Below are 23,493 nucleotides of genomic sequence, written 5' to 3'. Positions count from 1 at the left end.
TTACCACGCTCCTTTCGATTCTTTCTCAGTGATTAATATCTGGTTGGGTTGTGACTGATATCTGTGATGGCCTCACGGAAAGCATCCGCTGCTGCCTGGCAGGCTGATTGGGAACCAGTCAGGAGACCGCCGCCGAAGTTCGTTTCTGACGGAGGACCAAAAAATTTAACGAGCTCGACATCTGCGGCCTTTAGGGCAGCGTCCAATCCGTAGACCGCTTCAAGCGGCGGTGCAATTAGATAGGCAAGAGGCTCCCCCTGATTAATTCCTGCTTCTTTGGAAAGATACGTGCCTGTCCGCGAAACAACATGCGCATAGATGGCATGACTCTTATCAGCGTCCAAAGCTTCAAAGAAAGCACCCGATTCCGCCGTCTGGAGTACTGCTTCCATCCCGCTTTTCACTTCATCGGGAGAAGGTCCTGACATGACCCCGATCATCTCGCCTGATAAAGGACCTGAAGCATGACCGGCGCCAGCGTAGAAAGAGCGTGCATACACCACTTCCACTTCTGCCCGCTTTGTTGCTTCATCAAGAGCTGTGTACCCAATATCATCGACGGTGGAGGTGAAGATCCCCAGGCTCCTGTGATAGGGATCAAGGTTGAAATGTTTCGCTAATCCGCTGTCTACATTGGGAATGACCCGAATGGCCAGGATGTCTGCCTGAATTCGTTCTAATGCCATTTCCGTCCCCTCCTATTCTTCCTTCTTCACAAGCGATACACCGCTTGCTTCATATTTTAAAATCTTCTGAATGACGGTCCCGAGATATGCCCCCGCTTCTACAGGAGGGATGCCGCCTTTATGGATATTCGAGATCACCATGCGGTCTGCTTCGATCGTTCCTTTTCTCGGTTCGTAGCACAAATAGGCACTCATCGATTCCGCACTGACAAGACCCGGCCTTTCACCGATCAACAAGACCACCACTTTGGGCTTCAAGAGTTCCCCGACATCATCCATCACTGCAACTCTTCCTTTTTCGATATAAAATGAGGTTCCTATATCTAGATCCAAACTTGTGAGTGACTGCTTCAATGAAAAGTAGACATCTTCCACATTTTCTTCAATCGCACTTGAACTCAGGCCGTCTGATACAACAATTTGTACGGTCGGGGATTTATTGCAGCGCTCCGAAATGGTCTGCTTCGCTTCTTCTGAAAGCTTCCTTCCGTAATCAGGCCTCCGGATGTAAATCTCTTTATCCTCGACCAGGGTGTTTACTTTAAATAAATCGAGGCGGGATAACAGTGAATCATTTACATCTCCGTAAACAGCATCAACGGCTGCTGCATGGTCATAACGAAATTTCAGCCACGTATTCGTTTTCGGTCTCACCCCTGCCCTTCCCACTCCGATCCGTGCCGGAGTCTTATCCTTCAGTTCTTGAAGCTCTTCAGAGACTGAAGCCTCCTCCTGATGGCCGCTGTTCTTGTTGTCCATTGAGTTTCCTTCTGTTTTCAGGGTGTTTGTTGTGTTTGAGTCCGTGTAGCGGTTGAACTCAATCAGCTTTCCATCACTTTCAGTACGGGACTGATCCTGTGTACGCTTAAAATTGCTTTTATTTTCAGAGGTCGATGTTAGATTCCAAAATTTAACCGGTGAAGCTTTCTCAGTACTGTGCTTTTCTGTTGATTGCTGCTGGTTTTGGATCTTTTCTATCACCATTTTAGTTACTTGTTCTATAAGCTCAGGGTTCATTCATTTCAACTCCTATCGTGAAAAAATGGTCGCGTCCCCGGCGCTCTTGCTTAGCTTGCCGTTTTCGTAGATCCCCATTTTCTCAAGCCACTCTTCAAAAACAGGGGATGGACGCTTCTTCATTGTTTGTCGCAGGGCAGCGACATCATGATAGCTGAGAGATTGATAGTTCAGCATGCAATCATCCCCCATTGGTGTTGCGATGACGAAATTAACTCCCGAAGCTGTCAAGAGAACGCCGAGATCTTCTATGTCATTCTGATCTGCTTTGATATGGTTGGTATAGCACACATCCACTCCCATTGGGATGCCGTGCATTTTCCCCATAAAATGGTCTTCAAGCCCTGCACGGATGACTTGTTTGTTGTTGTAAAGGTATTCAGGACCTATGAAGCCTACAACCGTGTTCACAATGAACGGATCGTAGCAGGCAGCAAATCCATAGTTTCTTGCTTCAAGGGTCATTTGATCGATATCAAAATGCGCTTCAGCTGAAAGCTCTGAACCCTGCCCTGTCTCAAAATATAAGCGCTGCGGGCCGGTTCCTGTCCCGAGCGTCTTCGCCATTTCGTTCGCTTCATCCAACAAGGAAGCTGTAATGCCAAACGAACGGTTCGCCGCTTCCGTACCAGCTATACTCTGAAAGATCATATCGGCCGGCGCTCCTTGTTCAATCGCCTTCATCTGGGCCGTCACATGGGCAAGCACACAGTTTTGAGTGGGAATATGCCAGTCATCGATAAATCTGTGGGTCGCGTGAAGCAGCCGTTTGACACTTTCGACTGAATCGTCGACAGGGTTGATCCCGATGACAGCGTCCCCCATCCCATATGCCAATCCTTCCTTTAGGGATGCAATCATCCCTTCGACATCATCTGTCGGATGGTTCGGCTGCAGCCTGGAAGCGAGTGTCCCATGATAACCGATCGTAATATTGCATTTCGTTAAGACTTCAATCTTGTTTGCTGCGTGAACAAGATCGAGATTCGACATGAGCTTTGCAGTCGCAGCTATCATTTCGCTGTTCAAGCCTCTGCCCAGCCTCTTTAAATCTTCCCCTGAAGTGGTATCTTCAAGGATGTATTCCCGCAGCTCAGCCACGGACCAGCTTTTGATTGATTCATAGACCGGTTTATTCACCTGATTTTCAATCATCCGGGATACTTCATCTTCTTCGGGAGATAGCAGCGGATGCTCCCTGATCTCAGCGAGTGTCAGTTGGCTCAACACTTCCTTGGCCGCGATCCTTTCTTGAACCGTTTCAGCAGCAATTCCTGCGAGGCGGTCGCCTGACTTTTCTTCATTTGCTTTTGCGAATAATTCTTTTAAAGATGAAAATTGATATACCGTTCCTAAATAAGTTGTTTTAAGGTTCACAACCCGCGCCTCCTTTCTCAATGATGGAAGGTTAATGTTTTAATGACGACAGGAACCACGTTTGTTTGAAGCAAGTTCCCGATATCGATATAGTCTCCGTGCTCTACATTGATCTGGTCGATGCAGATGACCATTTGTGTGGGGTTCAACGTCTTAAGCGTCTGACCGAGAACCTTTGCATGGTCGCTTTCAAGGACGATGACAAGAGGCTGGCCTGGTCTGGGTTTAGTTCTGATGGCGTCGAGCAAGGCATGTGCCAGTGTCTGAACATCCTTGAATCCCAGATAGGGGATTTCCGTCAGGTAGAGAGCGAAATTGATGCCTTCCCGCTGTGAATCATAGACTTCCAATGCCTGTTCCATTGCTTGGGGTATCCGTTTCAAACCCTTTTCAAGATCATGTCCGAATGGAAGTTGATAGACAGGGAGATTCCTCAGGGGAAGATCCCTGCTTTCAACGTGAATGGTCGCACCGCTGATTTCGGTCGTCTGCGTTCCAGCACCAAGAACCGTAGCCCTGACTGTTTCAACTGGCTTCACCCACTCCCATTTCGACAACGCTTTACATTCTTTCAGAGAAGCAGCCAGCATTTTTCCGATGTCGTCATATTGTGCTTGAGAAGCATTTGACGCTTCAAGTGCATAGATGCATTCACTTATTCCACCCGAAAACATGATCGAATCGATATCTTCCAGCCAATTTGGCTTATGCCCCAGCAAAAGGGGAAGGTCGTGTTCTAATAGGTTTCGATCCAACATCCTAGCAATAGAGCCTGCCATGAAATCTGTTATTCTTTTGATTTCTGATGCCTCCCGTTTATCCCCTTCCTTGAGAGGCAGCCCTAAGTTTTCCAAGACTTTTCGAATGGGATGGGAGATGCTTTGGATGGTGGCTCCTTTAAACTCGATCAGCCTTCCGCCTATGTGCAGCGTACAGGTTCCCGAGAGCTTGCCGGATTTATAGACTGCGACATTTGCTGTGCCGCCGCCGATATCGATATTTGCGATGGATTTCCCCGTTTTCTTAGAAAATTCATGAGCCCCAGAACCTTTAGCTGCGACAATGCCTTCCAAATCAGGGCCGGCGGTTGCAACAAGGAAATCACCTGCATGGTCGGATAAATGGTGGACCATTTGCTGTGCGTTCTCTTTTGTAGCCGTTTCGCCCGTGATGATCACAGCCCCTGTTTTAATATCACTTGGGCTGATTCCAGCTTGTTTATATTCTTGCTTCACCAGCTTTTCGACTGCTTCGATATCGATTGAGGTTCTGGATTGAAGAGGAGTTCTGAATATGGGACTTCTGTAAAGAATCTCTTTATCTATAATTTCGATGCGGGGCATGTGGGTGCCGCCAGCCATGTTCATAAGAAAAAATTTACTGATGACGACTTTTGTGGTACTGGTCCCAATATCGATCCCGGCACTCAGAATCTCCTCTTTTTGAGGATCATAACGTTTCAAAGGTTTTCACCCCCTGCTCCAGAGTTTTTAATAAGTAAAAAAAGACGCCCAATACGAACCGTCATTTTTTTGACGGTTGTATTGAGCGCCTTTGCTCGAAAATCTTTTTATAATTTGAATATAGTCTATTTTTTGAATTTTGTAAAGGGTTTCAAAAAAAGAAGATGTTCCGTTCTGTCGTTGCGGATACGTATTCCCTCATCTCTTTAAGCGATTTGCATTTCACTAGTTCCCTGATCTCTTGAATCCCTTTTCCCGTAACCGCGGATGCAAGGACGATGGGTCCGGATGGAATCACTCTTTTTAACTGTCTCACAGCTTCTTCGACATCGGCTTTATCACAATCGCACTTTGTGACAACACCGATTGGCAGCTTATTAATACCAGTACTGAAATTAGGCGGGAAGATCGTTTTCTTTCTGGTGGCATCCTGTAAATACAATACATGTGAAACTTCAAGTGAAGTCGCCATAATGTTTTTATAATAAAAAGGATTCTCCGTATATTCCCCAGGAGTATCGACAATCCAGTCAGAATAGTTTAAGGATTGGGTTTTGACAGCCCTTTCGTTCCTTTCCAAAAGGGCATTCGTCAATGTCGATTTCCCAGCCCCGATCGATCCAATGAGCATGGCTCGATTTTGTCTGTTCACAGGTCATCCCCCCTTTATGATTTAGTGATTTTTGAAGGGGTATACTGCAGTGTCTCTGATAAAAAACGATTGATTTCCTCCATGGCCATTTCAACAGAAGAAACACTTCCGACAATAACCAGACTTCCGGTAAATCGATCAAGAAATCCTAAATGCACATCGGCTGCCTTTGTAGCCAGATCGCCTGCGATAATGACCGTTTCACTCGGCGTCAAGGTCAAAATCCCCAAGGACCCTGCCTGCTGAATCCCCAAGTTCTCAAACATGCCCGGATCAGGATTAGCAATCACATGACTTAATGTGACTTGTTTTCCAGGTACGAACTCCTGTATAAATCGTTTCTTCTCATCCATGATTGTTTGGCACCCCCTTAGTTTGTTACAGCAGTATTTTACACTGCTTTCGCTTTATCCTCTTCAGCTTTATTTAAATATTCATCTTCACCTATGATCCCCGCTGCACGATCCTTCTTCTCAAGTTCCAATGCTTTCGGTACAGATAGCCAATAAGCCAGACCGATTCCGATTACACCCGCAGAAATCTTCCCTACAATAATCGGAAGAATCAATGTGGGCTGGAAGTTTGCTGTAAAGGACAAGTGATCTCCAAGTAAGAATGCCGCGCAGACAGCAAATGAAATATTGATGACCTTATCCTTTGGAGGCATCGTTCTAACCAGCTTGAACATGGCCAAAATATTAGCGATCGTAGCAACGATACCTGCACTTCCTTCTTTACTGAGTCCTACTTTTCTCCCCATTGCTTCAAGCGGTCCACCTGCATATTTCTGAAGTAAATAAACCATCGGAAACGCCCCGGCAAGCATGATTCCGATATACCCGGCAGTCTCAAGTGCACGGAATTGATCCGCTTCATCCGCCATGATTGGATGGAAGCCCCAGCCACCGAATACGGTTGAAAAGAGACCTGTGAAAATTTCAACGATTGAAAATACGAGAACTAGCTTAATCGCAGCATCCAGTATCCGCCCAAACCACATGAATCCATTAATCATCAGGTCAGGAAGGAAATAAAGCCCGACCGCAATGAGAACAACGAAAATCAAAAGCGGACTCAAGTTCAATAGGATTTGTCCATATCCTAAAGCAAATTGAAATTTCGCTTCTCCTGAAGTTGAAATGAAATCACGGACATTTGAATTCGAGAAGGCAATGATCGTACTTGAGATAAGCGCACCAATCGGAATCGTCAATACCCCTGACATCACTCCGAGTGCCATATATTTATGGTCACGCTTATCAAGCATTGCCAGACCCATTGGGATGGAAAATACGATGGTGGCCCCGGCCATGAATCCAACAATCATGGCCATGATCCATCCTTCCTGTGTTTCCTTTAGTACCTCGGCTAGTTGATAGCCTCCCATATCCGTGGCTAAAATGGATGTCGCTGCGATTGCAGGATCTGCCCCAATTGCTGCGAAAAATGGACCGCAAACCTTGTCAATGAACCATGACAGGTAAGGAATCGAAGCCATGATTCCCGCCGCAGGTACAAAAATGTGACCGACAGCGTGCAGACCTTCCATAAACTGCTTCCCCAGCCCGTCATCACTATTGCGGATGGCGGCAAAAGCACCCAGCACAGCACACGCCATGATGATGTAAATCACAACATTCCCTATCATTTCCATAACATTTCCCCCTTGTTTAAATGAAATTTATGAATACCCCTTGGTGATCTTTTGCAAATATATATCCTTGGCTCTTAAAAAGGGTGCTTAGGATAGATTCCCTCCGCATTTACCTCTGCAATACCTCGTTAACAGAGCCAAATCCTAAAAAAAGCATAAAGGTGCCCTGCGGTTTCAAATGCACAAACCGCATGAGCACCCTCGCTTCTTTTATTCACTTGTATGAATGATTAACTTTTATACTTATGAAGAACCCTCTGTGCCACGATTTCCATGGATACTTGCTTATCCATGCTGATTTTCCGCATCTTGTTGTAGGCTTTATTTTCAGGCAAGTGGAACTTTTCCATGATCAGCCCTTTTGCCTTTTCGATCATTTTCCTCCCTGAGAGTTCTTCTTTCATGTCTTCTACCTTCTGTCTGAAGGCCTTGGCATTCTCTGCTTGCTGCAAGGCTATTTCAACGGCTGGAATCAGGCTCGATTCCTTCACCGGCTTTACAAGATAGCCCATGATATTGGCCTGCTTTGCTTTATCAATGTATTCCCGCTGACTATATGCCGTTAAAAGCAGGATGGGAATATTCGTACGTTTTGAAATGATTTCACTAGCCTTCAAGCCATTTAATTTCGGCATTTTGATATCCATGATGATCAAATCAGGATGCAATGAAAAAGCTTTTTCAATGGCACTTTCACCATCTCCAACCTGGGCGATGACTTCATAGCCGGCATCCTCTAGCATCATGGAAACGTCAAGGCGAACGATCGACTCATCTTCAACGATCATGATTCGTTTACTCATACAAGAGCCTCCTCCCTTTCTAACGGAAATTTAACCACGGCCGCTGTTCCGGAAGTCTGGGTTCGTTCAATCAGAAATTGCCCTGACAAGTCATGCTCTATCATCATCTGTACAATATCCAGGCCAAGTGAAGACTTGTAGCCGGGTGAAAGACCTTCACCGTTATCAATGACCTGAACCTCCAAGTCTCCCTCTTTACGTTGGAAGACCACATCGATTTCCCCTTCACTCATGTTTTTGAAGGCATGCTTCATACAATTTTGAATCAATTCATTTAGAACTAAAGCCACCGACACGGCTTTACTCGATTTTATCAGTAATTGAGGGCCGGAATATGTGATTGAGATCATCTTATGATCCTCTGTTTCCGACACCAGCATATTCCCGATCTTCTCAATCAAGCTATAAAGATCGACATCGTCTACACTCGAATTTGCCAATATGATTTCATAAACGGATGCAATACTTGAGATACGATTCAGGCTTTCGACAAAATGGACTTTGCTTTCTTCCGGGAGACCTCTTCTCATTTGTAATCTCAGCAGGCTTGCCACCGTTTGCAGATTGTTTTTGACCCGATGATGAATTTCGCGAATGGCAACTGATTTTACAATCAACTCTCTTTCTTTTTCTCTTAGTTCTGTTATGTTCTTAAAGATGATAAATGTTCCGTTCGGTCGATCAGACTGTCCAAGCTGTATTTTCTTCACCTTAAATACATTGCTGTAAAATTTAATTTCTTTCACGAGTAATTCTTCAGAAGAATGCAGAATTTCCTTTATCTCCGGAAAATATTGAACCAGAAAATCACCTGCGATACATTCCCCCATCCCTAGCTCTTGAATCATATTGGAAGCAGCAGAATTGCTGTACAATATTTTGCTATCTTTCTCAATAAAGAATAGGGATTCTTCAATTACTTCGGGGATAATAGGGTGACTCTCACTCGCACTGATGAGAATTTCACTCAATGCTTCTGTCGCCTCTGATAGCGCTTCCAATTTTCTCTGACGCTGAAGCTGTTCACTTATATCCTTTTCCATAATCAGGGACCCAATGACGCTATCATTTATTCCTCTAATTGGAACGACACTTTGTTCAACCGTTTTTCCTTCCTGTGTGATCGCCCGATTATGAAACACGGGCTGACCCGTTCTTAACGTATATAAGACGGAAGGCTCAAATGGTTCATAGACGAATTTTCCTGCCACGGTATTTTTATAAATCGATCTCGACGTTGTTGGAGCAGCTTCTGCTACTACTATTGCATGCATTCCTTCTTTTGTCAGGCAATCCACAAATATATGGGCTTTATTCAAGTCAGCCATCAACGGAAGGTTTGCCGCTATTTCTTGGATCTTTAGTATATCTTCCTTAGATAGATCCGTATGAATACTGCATAAATATTCCAGTGAATTGTTTGCCATTTATAAAACCCCTGTCCATACAGAAAATTCTGAATATAGAACATTATATTTCTCTTTTTTTAGGGTTGTCAATGGAAAGAAATAATATTATAGGTCAATAGATTCTAGATTAGTAACTTTTTTCTATCGATTAGTAACTTACTTAAGCTTTGCATACTCCACTCCACTGACCTTATTCTTCAATACATCTTCCAGTAAATCAGCCAAGTAAGCACCTGCTTCCACAGGGGGGATTCCCCCATCATGTATATTGGAAATGACCGTTCGATCTGCCTCCACTGTATCTTCACCAGGACGATAAATAAGGTATGCGCTTATACTCTTAGAGGTAGCGAGACCAGGCCTCTCGCCGATCAATGAAATCACCACATCACATTTGGTAATCTTCGCGATAACATCTTGTATCCACACACGGCTCCTTTTAATAAATACCGTTTCTCCAAGTGTAATATTTTTCCCCTTCAAGCCCTGGATCAGCGCCGGAAGCAAATCCGGAATATTCTCTTCTATCCCCGTAGAACTGAGTCCGTCGGAAACTATGATTTGCACTTGCTTATTTGTTGATAGATTTTCCTCTGCCCATTTTCTTGATCCCTCATCAAGCTGGCGTCCGCTGTCCAAATTCATTAAATATTCATCCATCGATTCAGATTTGGAATGAAGGACAGACAGCTTCATTTTTTTCAGGAATTCTTCTGAAACCCCTTTAAATACTGCATCCTGAGCCGCGGCATGATCAATGCGGAAGTCGAGGTATTCCTTCGTCTTCATCCTGGTGCCTGTCCGTCCGATCCCAATTCTCGCGGGTGTAATGGACCGGGCTTTCTCAACCACATCATAATCTAAAGGATCATCTACCCTTACCACCTTTTGTTTTTCATACATGTGGTCCTTGCCAGCTTGTTTCTCTTCATTCGCTTGAGACGGAGTATTCTTCGGTTCAGCTTTCTCCAATTCTTCAAGTACCTGTTTCACAATCGTTTGGATATCCATATTCATTCCCCTCCTTTCTTATTTGAAAATAGATAGGTCTCCTGCGCGCTCTGTCAATCTGCCATTTTCCATGATTCCCATCTTCTCAAGCCAGACTTCGAATTCAGCCAGAGGACGAAGCCCCAGCATTTCCCGCAGGCTTGCATCATCGTGGTAGCTTGTATCCTGGTAGCTGAGCATGACATCATCCCCACCAGGAACCCCCATGTAAAAGTTAGCCCCGGCAAGGGCCGTCAGCATCCCGCCGATTTCCTGATCATTTTGATCCATCTGCATATGATTCGTATAGGTAGGAGCAATCCCCATCGGCAATCCATGTAATTTCCCCATGAACAGATCCTCAAGGTCTGCGCGAATCACTTGTCTTCCGTCATAGAGTGTTTCAGGGCCGATAAATCCAGACACGTTATTCACCATGAAAGGCTTCCAGTGTCGGGCATACCCGTACGTCCGTGCCTCCAGGGTCTGCATGTCGATTCCCGAATGGGCATCAAGAGACACTTCAGACCCTTGCCCCGTTTCAAAATAAAGCTGATTGGGTCCAGTAGACGTACCGTATTTAGCCATCATCTCAAAAGCTTCGTCCAGAATTTCCTTTGAAACCCCGAAATCATCATTTGCTTCTTGAGTACCTGCAAGACTTTGGAACATCAGCGCGATTGGCGCTCCCCTTTCCAGTGACTTCATTTGGGTGGTAACATGGGCCAATACACAGTTTTGGGTCGGAATCTCCCACTTTTGCATAAAATCATGCGTCATTTGTAAAATCTTTGAAACCGATTCAACTGAATCATTATTTGGGTTCACACCAATCACCGCATCCCCAGATCCATAGGACAGCCCTTCTTTCATGGAGGCCAGGATTCCTTCTGGATTATCTGTTGGATGATTCGGCTGGCAGCGGAACGCGAGGCGGCCTGCTTCCCCGATCGTCGTATTGCAATGAGCCGTCGGTCTGATCTTCTGCGAGGCCATCACCAAATCGATGCTCGACATCAGCTTCGCCACTGCGGAAATCATCTCACTAGTCAATCCTTTACTAAGCCTGAATAAATCAGGGGTACCCGTTTTATGAGCCAGGATGTAATCGCGAAGTTCCCCGACTGTCCACCCCGAAATTTCTTTATAGATGAATTGATTCACATCATCATAAATGATTCTTGTAATCTCATCTTTCTCATACGGGATTACCGGATTTTCATAAATTTCTTTAAGCGTCATCTCACCTAATACGATCTTTGCTGCCATCCTTTCCAAATATGACTCCGCCGCAATCTTCGCCATTATGTCCCCTGACTTCTCCTCGCTCGCTTTTGCCAGCACCTCGCTGACAGAACGAAACTGAAATCGTACATTCTTGACTGAACATGTATACATATGTGTTTCCCACCTTTCTACAGTTAAGGCTTCTGTTGCGTTTTAACAGAAAGCGTTTTTAACAATCACCGGATGATAACAAAAAGGCGCCATAATAGATAAACCAGCTTTAGTTTATCTATTATGGCGCCTTCACCATTTAATTTTCACTTGTATCAACATTATAGCAATTAGTTTTCAGAAAAAAAAGATTTTTTTAAAAGAATTCCCTAGATTCTTTTTTACTCCTATCTTTCGGAGTCCTTACGAATTGTGGTCATTCACTGAAGACAAAGGATATTTACACCCCACAATTTACAAGCAAACTATCATAACTGTTGTAATTTTATATTAAGTTGAATAACATTATCCCAATGTTAAAAACAAATAAATATTATTTTATATACTATCAATATTAACACGATTTCATTCAATCAAATTGAACTCTCATAAACCCCCTTAATATTTCCAAGGGCTCTCTCCAGATTTGAGTAGATAGTAATTTTTGAAAAATCGAGTCCAAGCTGTGTGGCTGTCTGAGCTACTTCCGGTCTCATACCGGTGATGATGCTTCTCACCCCGATTAAATCTAAAGCAGATACGAGCAAGAATATTTGATTTGCTACCATTGTATCAACAATTGCCACACCAGATATATCGATGACCAGGCACTCTATACCTTTCTCCTGGCATTGCTCGAGACTTGATTCCATCATTGTTTTTGCTCTATGAGTATCGATATTGCCGATCAAAGGCAAGACAGCGATTGATTGAGTCAATTTAATGACAGGTGAACTCAGTTCCATGATCACTTCTTGTTGTGCTGAAAGAGTGGCTTGATGGAAATCTGTATACGTACTTACAAATTCTTCGATGACTGTATCAAACGCAAAGTTGAATTGATTCGACCATTCTAACAGTTGAGCTGGAGGTACACTCGATGAATCCATTTGGGTGAAATCATTGATTTTATTCCAATAGATTTGTCTGAACAACTTGAATTGACGAATGATTTCATTTAATGGAGTATTCGTTAACACTCGATCTTTGGCAACTTCAGTGGCCCATTGTTTAATCGATTCATACTTTTTTCCATCGTCATGATGTTTGAATATTTGAGCGATCGTCATGATGAATTTCCTGTTTTGAGCCCGAAGCTTCTCCTCAATGGTAATAGGCGCACTTTCTGAATAGACACTCCCTATTGAAGCTGTTTTGGATTTAAACCATGTGTTGGTCAGTTCATCTGTATTTTTCAATATAAATTCATATAATGCCTCGTTTTCAGTATTCATCCGCGAACCCCTCTTTTTTTTATATAATATTTTTCATTTATTTCTATCATAACGTATGTGGAGCATGGGTGGTTGGCTTGAATATCACAATTTTGAAAACTCAATCACCTTTCGGGAGTTCATATCTTTTAAAACCAGGGTTCAAATCCTCTTTTTTAGCATCAAAAAATTGACGAAGTCGATACCGTTTACTTGTTTGATTTGCTTTTTTATTGCTTTATAACCCTGGGATTCAAAGAAAGGCTTTGCCGTAATGCTTGCTTCTGTAAACAGATCTATCAATCCTATCGATTCGGCCATGTCTTCCACCTTGGATAATAGTCCGGCTCCTATCCCCTGTCTTTGATAATCTTTATGAACATAAAGCAAATCAACTTCACCCATCTTATTAATGTTCACGAACCCTACAATAAGCTCGTCAATAACGGCCACATAGGCAATGCTCGCTTCTAAACGATTCGCCATCATTTCTATACACGTGATGCTGCTTGCCCACACTTCAACTTGTGATTTCGAATAGTCCCCTAGATTAATGGCATTAATCGTTTCCTTAAATAGATTCATCGTCAGTTCTGCATCTCTTTTATGAAACCTTCTTAGTAACACGCTATACATCACTCTCTTTTCGTTATGGGAAAGGGGGGAGGAACTTTGTCCCGTCATCCCCTCATATTCACTCAGCAGACCTCATCCATATCTCCATTACTGAATCAAGCTCTACATTCAACTCCTGTTTCCTTCTATAAAGCTTGTTGAGCTGCTCATGTTCTATATCATCCCTGGCCATGGCTTCATCCAGTTGAATGATTTCATTCTCAAGCGCTTCCACCTCTGCCAAGACTTTTTCCTCTTCCTTATTATGATCTTCTACCTTTTTTCGTGGTTTCTTTACTTTTTCAACAGGATTTTTCATTAACTGCCTGTTTTTTATTTTCTCTATTTCCGTTCGATAATCATCGTAATTCCCAGTGTAGCTTTTAAATCCATGACCCTCAATCGCGACCACTCTCTCACTCATCTTATTGATAAAATAACGGTCGTGGGAGATGAAGAAAATGGTTCCTTTGAATTCCTCCAGCGCTTCTTCCAGGGTTTCAATTGAAGCAATATCGAGATGGTTTGTCGGCTCATCAAGGATCAATATATTGATATCCTTAAACAGCAGCATGGCCAGCTTCAGCCTGATTCGTTCACCACCTGACAGTTGCTTCACTTTTTTGAAGACACTACCTTTGTAGAACATGAATTTCGCCAGGTATTCACGTGCTTTTCCTTCTACAATCGTGATGTCTTCCCTAAAAGCTTCCAACACAGTAAGCTCTTCATTTTTAAACGTGATTTTTTGAGGCAGATAAGCCGGCATAACATTGGCCCCTAATTCCGCCACACCGCCATCCGGCTGTTCCTCTCCAAGAAGCATCTTCAGGAATGTCGACTTCCCGCTTCCATTCGAACCGATCAGCCCTACCCTTTCACCGTAATGAATCATCAATCCAGCATCCTTGAAAATCACTTTATCAACATAACGTTTAGAAAGCCCAACCGCTTTTACCGTTTCAATTCCAGATCGCTCGGAAGCTGTGAAATCAATTCTCATATTCTTTTTTTCGAATACCGGTTTGTCGATTCTATCGAGTTTTTCGAGCTTTTTCTGGATGCTTGCAGCTCTTCGGAAAAACTTATTATTATCGGCACGAAGCGCCCAGTCCCTTAGATTTTTGACCTGATTTTCCATGTTGCCGATTTTTTTCTGCTGTTCCCGGAAGTGCTCATATTGAATGCGCAAATGTTCTTCTTTTTGCAGGACATAGGAGGAATAATTCCCTTTATACGTCTTGGATACCATATCCTCTATTTCAATGATATTTGTAACCACGTTATCTAGAAAATAACGATCATGGGATACGATGAGGACAATCCCCTTGTAGCTCTTGAGATAGCCCTCGAGCCATTCGATCGACTCCATATCCAGGTGGTTGGTCGGTTCATCCAATAGCAGGATGTCCGGTGCATGAATCAGGAGCTTCCCGAGCATGACTGTTGTTTTTTCCCCGCCGCTCAAGAAATCGAAATCCCTGCTTAAAAAATTCTCATCGAACTTCAACCCGGTACATACCCGGCCTAATTTCTCCTCTGCCTCATATCCTCCTCTTACCTCATACAGTTGAACAAGGCCGCTGTATTTCGTCAGGGCTTTTTCAAGAGCCGTACCTTCTAGTGTTTTCATCGATTCCTCTACTTCACGCATCTGCTTCTCGATGAGGTGAATTTCTTCAAAGGCAAGGTTTAAGACATCGATGACCTTCAGTCCATCAGGGAGTTGGGGCATCTGTTCAAGGAACGCCACAGCAGCGTCTTTAGGTACATTTACAAATCCTTCATCATAACCGTAGCTCGAGGTTTGCGGGTAGCCTGGATAGTAATGCATCGGCTCTATCCCAGCAATCAATTTCAGAATTGTGCTCTTCCCGCTTCCATTGACACCTACAATCCCGATCTTCTCTCCGGTAAATACTTCAAACGAGATATCTTCTAAAACCAGTGTGGCATCCATATATTTTTTTACACCATTCAATGATAATTCAAGCATACTGATTCCTTCTTTCATCCATATTGTGCGTTACGCTTTATGGACAGCATCAAGAAGAACTACATACCTATTCAGTCAATATAAAATGGCTCTGTGGAGTATAAATACGAGCATCCTCTCCACCCATCAACTACTTCATTCAATTTTCCAATATTCTCTTTCAGAGAAGAGCCAAAAAAAAAGACCGTAAGAAGATCGTCTTCTTACAGTCTTGTGTACTCGATTATTACGACCATGGATTGTGCGCTGACAGAAGCCGTCCGTGGTAACAACACACATCCGGCATCGTTATCAAAAACTTGCCGCCAATCCATTTAGTGATCAACCTGAGTAAAGTAAGTAAGTACCTTCTAAATTGCCTGATTCCATAAAGAACATAACAAATAAACCTATTGAAACTAGGCAAATTAACGTTCTAAATAAAATCCCTATTAATTTAAGATAAAATTAATAATTAGCAATTTGTTGGTTCCATAAACTTACTTTCCCCCTTCTTCATTTGCTTGATTATCTCACTTTTTCATTATTTTGTAAATTATAATTATTTCTGGGACACTAATTAGTACATGAATAAAACAAAACGGCCCTCCAAAATAGAAAACCGTCTCTGTCTCTCAATTTCAAAATGAACCAAAATACCTGCCATGCTCTGCTTCTTCAGCAGCCATCGCATCCGCTTTTGTTTCATGAATAGTGCCCTTCGGATGCTGTGGAGGTGCATAGATTGAGTAAAGCTTCAGGGGCACATTTCCTGTATTGGTCAGGTTATGCCACGTACCAGCCGGGATCAGGATTGCGTAGTCTTCCTCAACATTTCTTTGGAAGGTCAGGTTATTTGGGTCATCCCCCATTTGCACGATGCCCTGCCCTTGCTCGATTCGAAGGAATTGGTCAAGTTCCGGGTGCTTTTCCAGTCCGATATCTTCCCCGACATTGATGCTCATCAACGTAACTTGCAGATGTTCCCCAGTCCAGACGGCTGTGCGGAATGTATTGTTGTTGACTGTCGCTTCGTCAATATTAAAAGTGAACGGTTCCGGACCATAATCCATTCGACTTCCGGCAGAACCCAAGTATCTCAATGTGTCCGCATGCTCCCATTCACCTTTACAAGCATTTAAAAACGCTTCATAAATCGAAGGGTTTTGGGTAATCAATGTACCCAGCCGGTAATGTTCATAGCTCTCCAGTTCCGCTTCATAGCCTCTTTGCAGACCTTCCCGATAACTATAAAACGGAATCTGCTCAATCTCATACATCGGCTGCACTCCAGTCATTGAGGTATACAGACTTGTCAACCGGCCCCACTGCGCTCTTTCGTCTTCAGCAATGTGGACGAGGTGATTCCTGTGCTCTTTATCTGGTGCCGCATCTGCCAGCCGGCTGTAAAAATCAACCGCTGAAGCCTTTCCAATGATTCCGTTCAGTAATACGTCCACTACCTGATGATTCTCCTGTCCTCCAGGCATGAAATTCGGGTGTACCGGATTCCCATTGGTATAATATGGATCATACATCTATACTCATTCCCTTCACTTTTTTACCACGATATGATATGCAGAGAATCCGGCGTATGTGCGTTCACCCAAAAAGGCCCTTTCCTCGAGTGATAACGCATTAACGCATCGGGGAAAGGGCCTTACCATCATATTACCTCTGCCTTTTTCTCATACCTTTCTGTCGATACAGGAAAGGACAAAATGATCGAGGTTCCTTTATTTTTCTTACTGACGACTTTTACAGTCCCGTTCATCCCGGCAACCAATTGAAAGACTGTCATCATCCCAAGCCCCGTTCCGTTCTTCCCTTTCAGTGAAAAATAAGGTTCGCCTAGTCGAGTAACTTGTTCTTTGGTCATACCAATTCCCGTGTCTTTGATTACAATCACGAGACGGTCATCCTCTTCATAGCTGTTGACTTTCAGGATTCCGCCAGATTCCATCGCTTCAATCCCGTTTTTCATGACATTGATCAGGACCTGCTGAAGCTTATTTGGGTCGCCTTTGATTGAATGGTTATGTAATAGTTCCGCCTCCACAATCGTCCCCTTTTTGATCGCAAGGGGCATGATGATTTCCTGGGACCGTTTTATCTCTCCAGTGACATCCACATCAATATCCATTTCAGGATGAGGTTTGGCGAAGTTCAAGTATTGATTGATGACCTCAGTGGCCCGATCGATTTCACTGACCGCTATCTTTGAAAGCTCAGTGTTGGTCGATGCATCTGCCGGATTTTCGTTTATCAATTGCAGAAATCCCTTTACCGTTGTTAGCGGATTCCTTACCTCATGACTCATGCTAGCAGCCAGGTGGCTGACCACTTGCATCTTCTCGTATTTAATGGATTCCAATTGCAGTATATTGGTGGTCCGTATCATTTCACACAAATAAAAGACAAAGAACGTCGAGCCTGTAAGAGTCACTGAATAAATGATAAAAGAAGAGTAATCACTGAAACCAAAAAGCAAATATGGCAGCAAGAAAGCGAGAATCGAGTAGCAGAATGAGAAGCACGTAAACCAATACACTCTCGTCACCCATGGCTTTTCAGATAATTTAGGAATCAGATAGAAGATTGCCGTGCTTGAAAGAATGGTCAGCGCAACCGCCAGCAGAAAGCCCGATCCCATAAACAGAAGGCGGGATACAATCATCGTTAATGCTAGCCAGGGCAGCACTTTTCTCCCTCCGTATACCCCTCCCAATAGAAATGGGATGAACCGCAAATCATACATTAGTCCTTCTTCTAATTGTACGGAGAGCATCAAGCAAAGAAGAATTAACAAGGTACTGATGATGTATATGTGTAAAGTTTTGATTTGAACTTTATATACTCGTTGTTTGGAGAAATGATAAAAGTTTACCAGCAATATGATGATCAGTATGACAAGAAGGTTAATCAGTAAACCGTTAAATAACTCTGAATGCCCCATCGGTAATGCCTCCGTTATTTCAATTCTCATAAACGAATTATTTACAGAAAAACACAAACTTTCTATAAACTATTATACCTTAGATTCGATGGATTAATAGACTAACTTTCATTCAAAGGCCCGTCCCTCGATGCGTTAACACGTTAATACATCGAGGGACGGGCCTTTGCACATTTGAACGTTTTAATGAAAGAAAGGAAGGGAATAGTTTTTTATCAAAAACATTAATTTAGCTGGGAGGAACTTCAATGCTTGGAACAACAGGATTTTCTTTATTTTTGATTCTTCCTCTGATCATTATTTTGGTACTGATTGGAGTGACCATATGGTTTTTCAGAAAGAAATCGAAGAAAGATAAAGATTTCTAGTTAAGGTTAAGGGTGTATATTTTCTTCAAAAGAAATTCAAGTAAATCGGATGTCCATAAATTCCCCAAATAGCAGCACCTAAAAAGCTTCGTAAAGAAACACGAAGCTTTTTAATAATGTTTTTAAGTATATTACCTGTTTCTTTATCTTCACCCTCGATTGCATGTTCAGCTATCACACTCAACTTTTTTTATGCATGACAAATTGAGCCTTGCTGAACTTAAAATCATTTTTTTCATAGAATGGGAGTAATTCCTCTTCGCAAAACAAACTGATCACATCAATATTAGAAAGCTCATCTAGTAAACATGATACAAGCTTTGTTCCAATCCCGGATTTCTGAAACTCTTTATGTATCACAACATCTTCAATATACGCTCTAAATTCACCGTCACCCACCGACCTCGCAAACCCTATAAGGACATTATTACTCCAGGCACCAACCGAACTCGCTTGCTGTAATACTTTCTCAATATCCTGTTCCGCTCTTTCTTCCCACCACCCTGCATCTCGATAAAGTCTCATCAATTCAGCAGCTTTAATAGGTCTCTCTGTGAAACTCAAAATTTCAACATTCAAACTTACCATCTCCTATCATTCAATTAAAAGAACGGCCCTTTAAGAACCGTTCCTACCACAAATATAGACATTTATGAAACATGATCAATCGATGTCCCGCCGATTTCAACTTCCCGTCCGAACAGTCGGGAGTATACCCCTTTTGAATCTACTAAAAGATCGGCATGTTTTCCTTGTTCCACGACCTTTCCTTCTTCAAGGACGACGATCTTGTCAGCAGCAAGCACGGTTGATAATCGATGCGACACGATGATAATCGTTTGATTTTTTCCTGCTCTAAGTACAGCTTCGTTGATCTTGGTTTCAGTAATCGGATCCAGGGCGGAGCTGGCTTCGTCGAGGATGAGAATCGGTGCATCCTTTAGAAGGGCTCTGGCAAGAGACAGCCGCTGCTTTTGACCTCCGGAAAGAAGGCCTCCCCTTTCACCAACCTGAGTGTCGAGTCCTTCCGGCAAGGTTTCAAGTAGGTCACCGAGCCCGCTGTCAATCAGCGCTTTCTGACATTCTTCCTCTGTCGCATCCCGCTTTCCGATCCTCAGATTATCCGCTAAGGTACCGCTTCGCAACAGGACATCCTGGGTCACAATCGCCATTTGGGAACGCAGCCACCCTGTATCCCACTCGCGGATGTCGCGGCCGTCTACTTCAATCCGTCCGACCCCGGTATCATAAAGCTTGAATAACAGGTCTACAATGGTTGATTTTCCCGAACCGCTTGGGCCGACCAACGCCCATTTCTCACCTGCTCCTATTGAAAAGGAAACCCCTTTTAACACGTTTTCATCTTTTCCAGGATAGGCAAACGCAACGTCTTTCAAACGGATGTTCCCGATTGCCCTTTCACCGCAGACACCTTCTGTCATCTCTGCTTCGGAGGCTTTTTCAGCCAAGAGGATTTCTGAACGATCCAGCGCTGGGCCTGTTCTTCTGACAGAGAGCCAGTTTCGGAGGAGTTTCTGCATCTCATTCGCTGCAATGGTCACAAGGCCACCCGCTGTCAGCATTTGTCCGCTTGTAAGACCTTGATTCCAAATCAAGATTGTACTTATCAAATAAACAAGTCCGAGAGCAAATCCGTTATAGCTCGCAATCACGACAACGGACTGCATTCTTGCCTTCAGTTCTTTTATCGAGTGCTGGACAAAGCTGTCGCGAATTGAAATGACACTTTCCACCTCACTGTCAGAGACTCCCATCACCCTTGATAAATGAATACCCGTGACAGATTCTCTTAATCTCTCAAGGTACCTGGAAGCTTCTTTTCTCGCATCTGCAGACGCAGCTCTCGTTCTCGCTCCAACATAATTGGATGTCCAGTAAAAAATCACCCCGAGGACCACACTGGTGATCATAAGATAAGGATGAATCCATAGCAGCACTAGACTATAGATGATCACTCCCTGCACACTCGCCATGAAGGTCGATCCTTCCCAAGCAAGGAAATTGTGAAGTGTATCCGGATCATCCGACACCCTCGCAAGCATTTCTCCAGTGGAATTGTTGTGGTAAAACGAATACGGCAGTATCTGTAAGTGACGGAATAGGCGCAGCTTTTGCCAGTTCGTCACGGTTTTTGCGGTCTGATGGCAGAAATATTCATCAATGACCATCATCACCAGATCCAGGACTGCCGATAGAATCAGGAGCCACATCAGCCCCCACAGCCAATTGTAGTTTTCGTTAGGGATGATCGTATCCACAAGCCAGCTTAGTGCCAGTGTCGGGATCAGCGCCGAAAACACCTGGCTGATCGCGATGACAATCGAGTCGGCTATGACCCATTTTTTATACGGACGCAGGAAAGCAAGAACCCTTCTGCCGTCACGATTCTTCTGTTGGGAGACAGCATTCACGCTCATCCTATCATCTCCTTTTCCAATTCACTGTATTGGGCTTTATATAATTCATAGTATTTCCCTCTCTGCAGGAGCAGCTCTTCATGTGTACCTTTTTCAGCAATCACTCCTTGATCGAGAAGGATGATCATATCAGCGTTCCTCACCGTCACAAGACGGTGAGCGATGGTGATCGTCGTCCTGCCGGGAATCAACTGTTCAAGGGACGCCTGTACCCGTTCTTCCGTTTCCCCGTCCAAAGAAGAAGTCGCTTCATCAAAAATCAAGACAGGCGGCTGTCTCAGAATTGCACGAGCAAGCGCCACCCTTTGTCTCTGTCCTCCAGATAGCTTCAAACCCCTTTCGCCGACAATCGTTTCATATCCATCGTCTAGCGAGTCGATCAATTCCTTAAGACCGGCTGCACCTGCTGCACGATCCATTTCCTCGATTGTCGCGTGAGGCTTTCCATATAGAAGGTTTTGCTTTAGTGTGCTGTTTAATAGGAACGTTTCCTGGGAGACAACTCCGACCTGTTTTCTGAAACTGTTACGATTATACTCAAAAAGGTTCTTATCATCGATTCGAACGGAACCTTGTTCAGGTTCATACAACCCGAGCAGCAACTGGACGAGTGTACTTTTCCCTCCGCCGCTTGTGCCGACGATTCCGATGTGGTTTCCCTGCTCCAGGCATAGGGAGATACCTTTCAGGATCTGCTTATCGCTTCCAGGGTACGAAAACCAGAGATTTTCCAAATCAATCTTCCCTTTTACGTCTCCAAAAAACGGCAGGTCTTCCTCATGTTCCTCAGGCAGATCAAAATACTCATAGATTCGCTGCAGCGCAGGAATGGCCTGCTGAATCGTGAGTGCATGCTCAGCCATCGAACGGACCGGCAAAAACATGATCGGGATGAAACTTAGACAGGCAATCAGTGTACCAATCGTAATCTTACCATCCCAGATCGCCAATCCCCCGATCAGCATGACAACACCTGGAGCTGCTATGTTGAACAAGTTTCCGAGGCGCCAATTGACCTTTCCGATTAATGCAGCACGAATTGAGAAACGCTTCCATTCTGTCAGTTTCTTCTCTTGCGTTCCGACTTCTTGATCCTGTGTCTGATAGGTTCTCACCAATCGGACGCTTTCGATGCTTTCCTGCAAATGCTGGTACATATCCGCACTCATCTCACGCTGGACCGCGCTCATCGTCCGCATCTTTTTCCCGAGAGAAAAGGATGGAACGATATAGATGGCAAACACCGCAAACATCACTACCGCCGCAGGCCAGAATAAAACAAACACCGTCGAGAATGCTGCAATCGCACCAACAACCTGCTGCAAAATACGCGGAACGACCGTATTATTCAGATTCTGAACCGATTCGACATCATGAGTCAGTCGAAAAAGCATATCACCCCTCGGCGTCTTCGAGAAAAACGACATCGGCGTCCGATGCAGCCTCCTAAAGGCACGGATTTGCATATCCGTAATCACATCCAGCCCGATCTTCACCTGTACAAATTCCTGCATCGTTTCAAACAGGGATTTACCTAAGTATGCACCAAGGATTCCCCCGACGACCCAAATGAGGAAACCCATGTCTCCTCCAACAATCACATCATCCACCAAGCGTTTCACCAAGATGGAAGGTACAATTGTAAACAAACCGCCTACAATGGATAATAGAAGAGCAGCCAGCAGCTTTTTCCAATAAGGCTTAAAATGGTAAATAGTAGTCTTTAATAAGTTCATGTTCGATCCCCCTCACAAAATTCAATTTTATACCAAGAAATGAAAATATTCACCATATTCTTTATATTATTCTTCTTTTTAAGGTGTCTCTTCGTCCAATGGTCAAATGTTTTCTACGACTTTTGGGGGAGGAGCTGACAGAAACTCATGCACACAAAAAGAACGCCCCTCTCACTTGCCTCACGCAAGCAAAAGAAACGTTCTTACCCACTAAACAGTGGTCAGATAGTTGATTTCTGTTCAACCTTCTAAACATTAAAAAATTCCGTTCTCATTAAGGGAATTCTCTGGTATGAGCTGCCCTATATCCCACATTTCAACGATCCGTTCATCCTGAAAGCGAAAGATGTGGACGACAACTGCTCCAAGATCCTCTGGATGCTGTCTTACATGGGAGTGAACCGCAACGGTTTCTCCTTCTTCAACAGCATGTTTGACCTCAAAGATCTTTTCCGGGTTTTCAGCAGCATTCTCTTCCATTGCTGTCATAAGAGATTCAGTATCTCCGCGGAAATAAGGGTTATGGTGACAGAAGTCAGGACTTGTATAACTACTGAATGCTTCCCTGACGTCCCCCGATGCTACCATTTGTAGAAAAGTCACTGCTTTCTCTTTCTGTGAGTGAGTACTATTAGTCTGTATTTCATTCATTTTAATCATCCTTTCAATTACAAACGTGATAGTTTCTATTTTAAAGGAAATT

20 protein-coding genes are annotated in these 23,493 nt (G+C 43.8%); all 20 read right to left on the bottom strand.

Annotated elements, in window-relative coordinates; translation table 11 throughout:
* Positions 1-32: 32 nt before the first annotated feature.
* Positions 33-686: an ethanolamine utilization microcompartment protein EutL gene (gene eutL, locus ACXAFV_RS14840; RefSeq protein ID WP_475127589.1), complete on the bottom strand. Its 654-nt coding sequence runs from the start codon at positions 684-686 to the stop codon at positions 33-35.
* Between the two features lie 12 nt (positions 687-698).
* Positions 699-1,703: an ethanolamine ammonia-lyase subunit EutC gene (gene eutC, locus ACXAFV_RS14835; RefSeq protein ID WP_475127586.1), complete on the bottom strand. Its 1,005-nt coding sequence runs from the start codon at positions 1,701-1,703 to the stop codon at positions 699-701.
* A 12-nt stretch (positions 1,704-1,715) separates the two neighbouring features.
* Positions 1,716-3,080, bottom strand: a complete 1,365-nt coding sequence (locus ACXAFV_RS14830; RefSeq protein WP_475127584.1) for an ethanolamine ammonia-lyase subunit EutB — start codon at positions 3,078-3,080, stop codon at positions 1,716-1,718.
* A gap of 17 nt (positions 3,081-3,097) precedes the next feature.
* Positions 3,098-4,543: an ethanolamine ammonia-lyase reactivating factor EutA gene (locus tag ACXAFV_RS14825; RefSeq protein ID WP_475127583.1), complete on the bottom strand. Its 1,446-nt coding sequence runs from the start codon at positions 4,541-4,543 to the stop codon at positions 3,098-3,100.
* Between the two features lie 151 nt (positions 4,544-4,694).
* Complete coding sequence (locus ACXAFV_RS14820) at positions 4,695-5,195, bottom strand: EutP/PduV family microcompartment system protein (protein ID WP_475127581.1); 501 nt, start codon at positions 5,193-5,195, stop codon at positions 4,695-4,697.
* A gap of 14 nt (positions 5,196-5,209) precedes the next feature.
* Positions 5,210-5,551 (bottom strand): ethanolamine utilization microcompartment protein EutS, encoded by a 342-nt coding sequence (eutS, locus tag ACXAFV_RS14815; RefSeq protein WP_475127933.1) that lies wholly within the window; start codon positions 5,549-5,551, stop codon positions 5,210-5,212.
* Between the two features lie 35 nt (positions 5,552-5,586).
* The gene (gene eutH, locus ACXAFV_RS14810; RefSeq protein ID WP_475127579.1) at positions 5,587-6,849 is read right to left on the bottom strand and encodes an ethanolamine utilization protein EutH; all 1,263 of its coding nucleotides are present in this window, start codon (positions 6,847-6,849) and stop codon (positions 5,587-5,589) included.
* 230 nt (positions 6,850-7,079) lie between these two features.
* The gene (locus ACXAFV_RS14805; RefSeq protein ID WP_475127577.1) at positions 7,080-7,652 is read right to left on the bottom strand and encodes an ANTAR domain-containing response regulator; all 573 of its coding nucleotides are present in this window, start codon (positions 7,650-7,652) and stop codon (positions 7,080-7,082) included.
* Positions 7,649-9,079 (bottom strand): sensor histidine kinase, encoded by a 1,431-nt coding sequence (locus ACXAFV_RS14800; protein WP_475127575.1) that lies wholly within the window; start codon positions 9,077-9,079, stop codon positions 7,649-7,651. Before ACXAFV_RS14800 ends, ACXAFV_RS14805 begins: the two co-directional genes overlap by 4 nt.
* A 138-nt stretch (positions 9,080-9,217) precedes the next feature.
* On the bottom strand, positions 9,218-10,072 hold the full coding sequence (eutC, locus tag ACXAFV_RS14795; protein ID WP_475127574.1) for an ethanolamine ammonia-lyase subunit EutC: 855 nt from the start codon (positions 10,070-10,072) through the stop codon (positions 9,218-9,220).
* Between the two features lie 18 nt (positions 10,073-10,090).
* Entirely contained in the window at positions 10,091-11,449 is a 1,359-nt protein-coding gene (locus tag ACXAFV_RS14790; RefSeq protein WP_475127572.1) for an ethanolamine ammonia-lyase subunit EutB, read from the bottom strand.
* 413 nt (positions 11,450-11,862) lie between these two features.
* Positions 11,863-12,723 (bottom strand): STAS domain-containing protein, encoded by an 861-nt coding sequence (locus ACXAFV_RS14785; RefSeq protein ID WP_475127571.1) that lies wholly within the window; start codon positions 12,721-12,723, stop codon positions 11,863-11,865.
* Between the two features lie 141 nt (positions 12,724-12,864).
* Complete coding sequence (locus tag ACXAFV_RS14780) at positions 12,865-13,287, bottom strand: GNAT family N-acetyltransferase (protein WP_475127568.1); 423 nt, start codon at positions 13,285-13,287, stop codon at positions 12,865-12,867.
* Positions 13,288-13,396: 109 nt separating this feature from the next.
* On the bottom strand, positions 13,397-15,313 hold the full coding sequence (gene abc-f / locus ACXAFV_RS14775) for a ribosomal protection-like ABC-F family protein (RefSeq protein WP_475127565.1): 1,917 nt from the start codon (positions 15,311-15,313) through the stop codon (positions 13,397-13,399).
* Positions 15,314-15,933: 620 nt separating this feature from the next.
* Positions 15,934-16,830, bottom strand: coding sequence for a cupin domain-containing protein (locus ACXAFV_RS14770; protein ID WP_475127564.1), 897 nt, complete (start codon positions 16,828-16,830; stop codon positions 15,934-15,936).
* A gap of 128 nt (positions 16,831-16,958) precedes the next feature.
* On the bottom strand, positions 16,959-18,248 hold the full coding sequence (locus ACXAFV_RS14765; protein WP_475127561.1) for an ATP-binding protein: 1,290 nt from the start codon (positions 18,246-18,248) through the stop codon (positions 16,959-16,961).
* Positions 18,249-18,796: 548 nt separating this feature from the next.
* Positions 18,797-19,195 (bottom strand): GNAT family N-acetyltransferase, encoded by a 399-nt coding sequence (locus ACXAFV_RS14760; RefSeq protein WP_475127559.1) that lies wholly within the window; start codon positions 19,193-19,195, stop codon positions 18,797-18,799.
* Positions 19,196-19,266: 71 nt separating this feature from the next.
* Positions 19,267-21,054, bottom strand: a complete 1,788-nt coding sequence (locus ACXAFV_RS14755; RefSeq protein ID WP_475127557.1) for an ABC transporter ATP-binding protein — start codon at positions 21,052-21,054, stop codon at positions 19,267-19,269.
* Entirely contained in the window at positions 21,051-22,790 is a 1,740-nt protein-coding gene (locus ACXAFV_RS14750; RefSeq protein WP_475127555.1) for an ABC transporter ATP-binding protein, read from the bottom strand. Before ACXAFV_RS14750 ends, ACXAFV_RS14755 begins: the two co-directional genes overlap by 4 nt.
* A gap of 255 nt (positions 22,791-23,045) precedes the next feature.
* Positions 23,046-23,441: a nuclear transport factor 2 family protein gene (locus tag ACXAFV_RS14745; RefSeq protein ID WP_475127553.1), complete on the bottom strand. Its 396-nt coding sequence runs from the start codon at positions 23,439-23,441 to the stop codon at positions 23,046-23,048.
* Positions 23,442-23,493: the final 52 nt, after the last annotated feature.

The organism is Rossellomorea sp. ABR4_012 (genome assembly GCF_056159545.1).
Note: the sequence above shows the minus strand (reverse complement) of the source record. Positions and strands in the feature narration are given on the sequence as shown.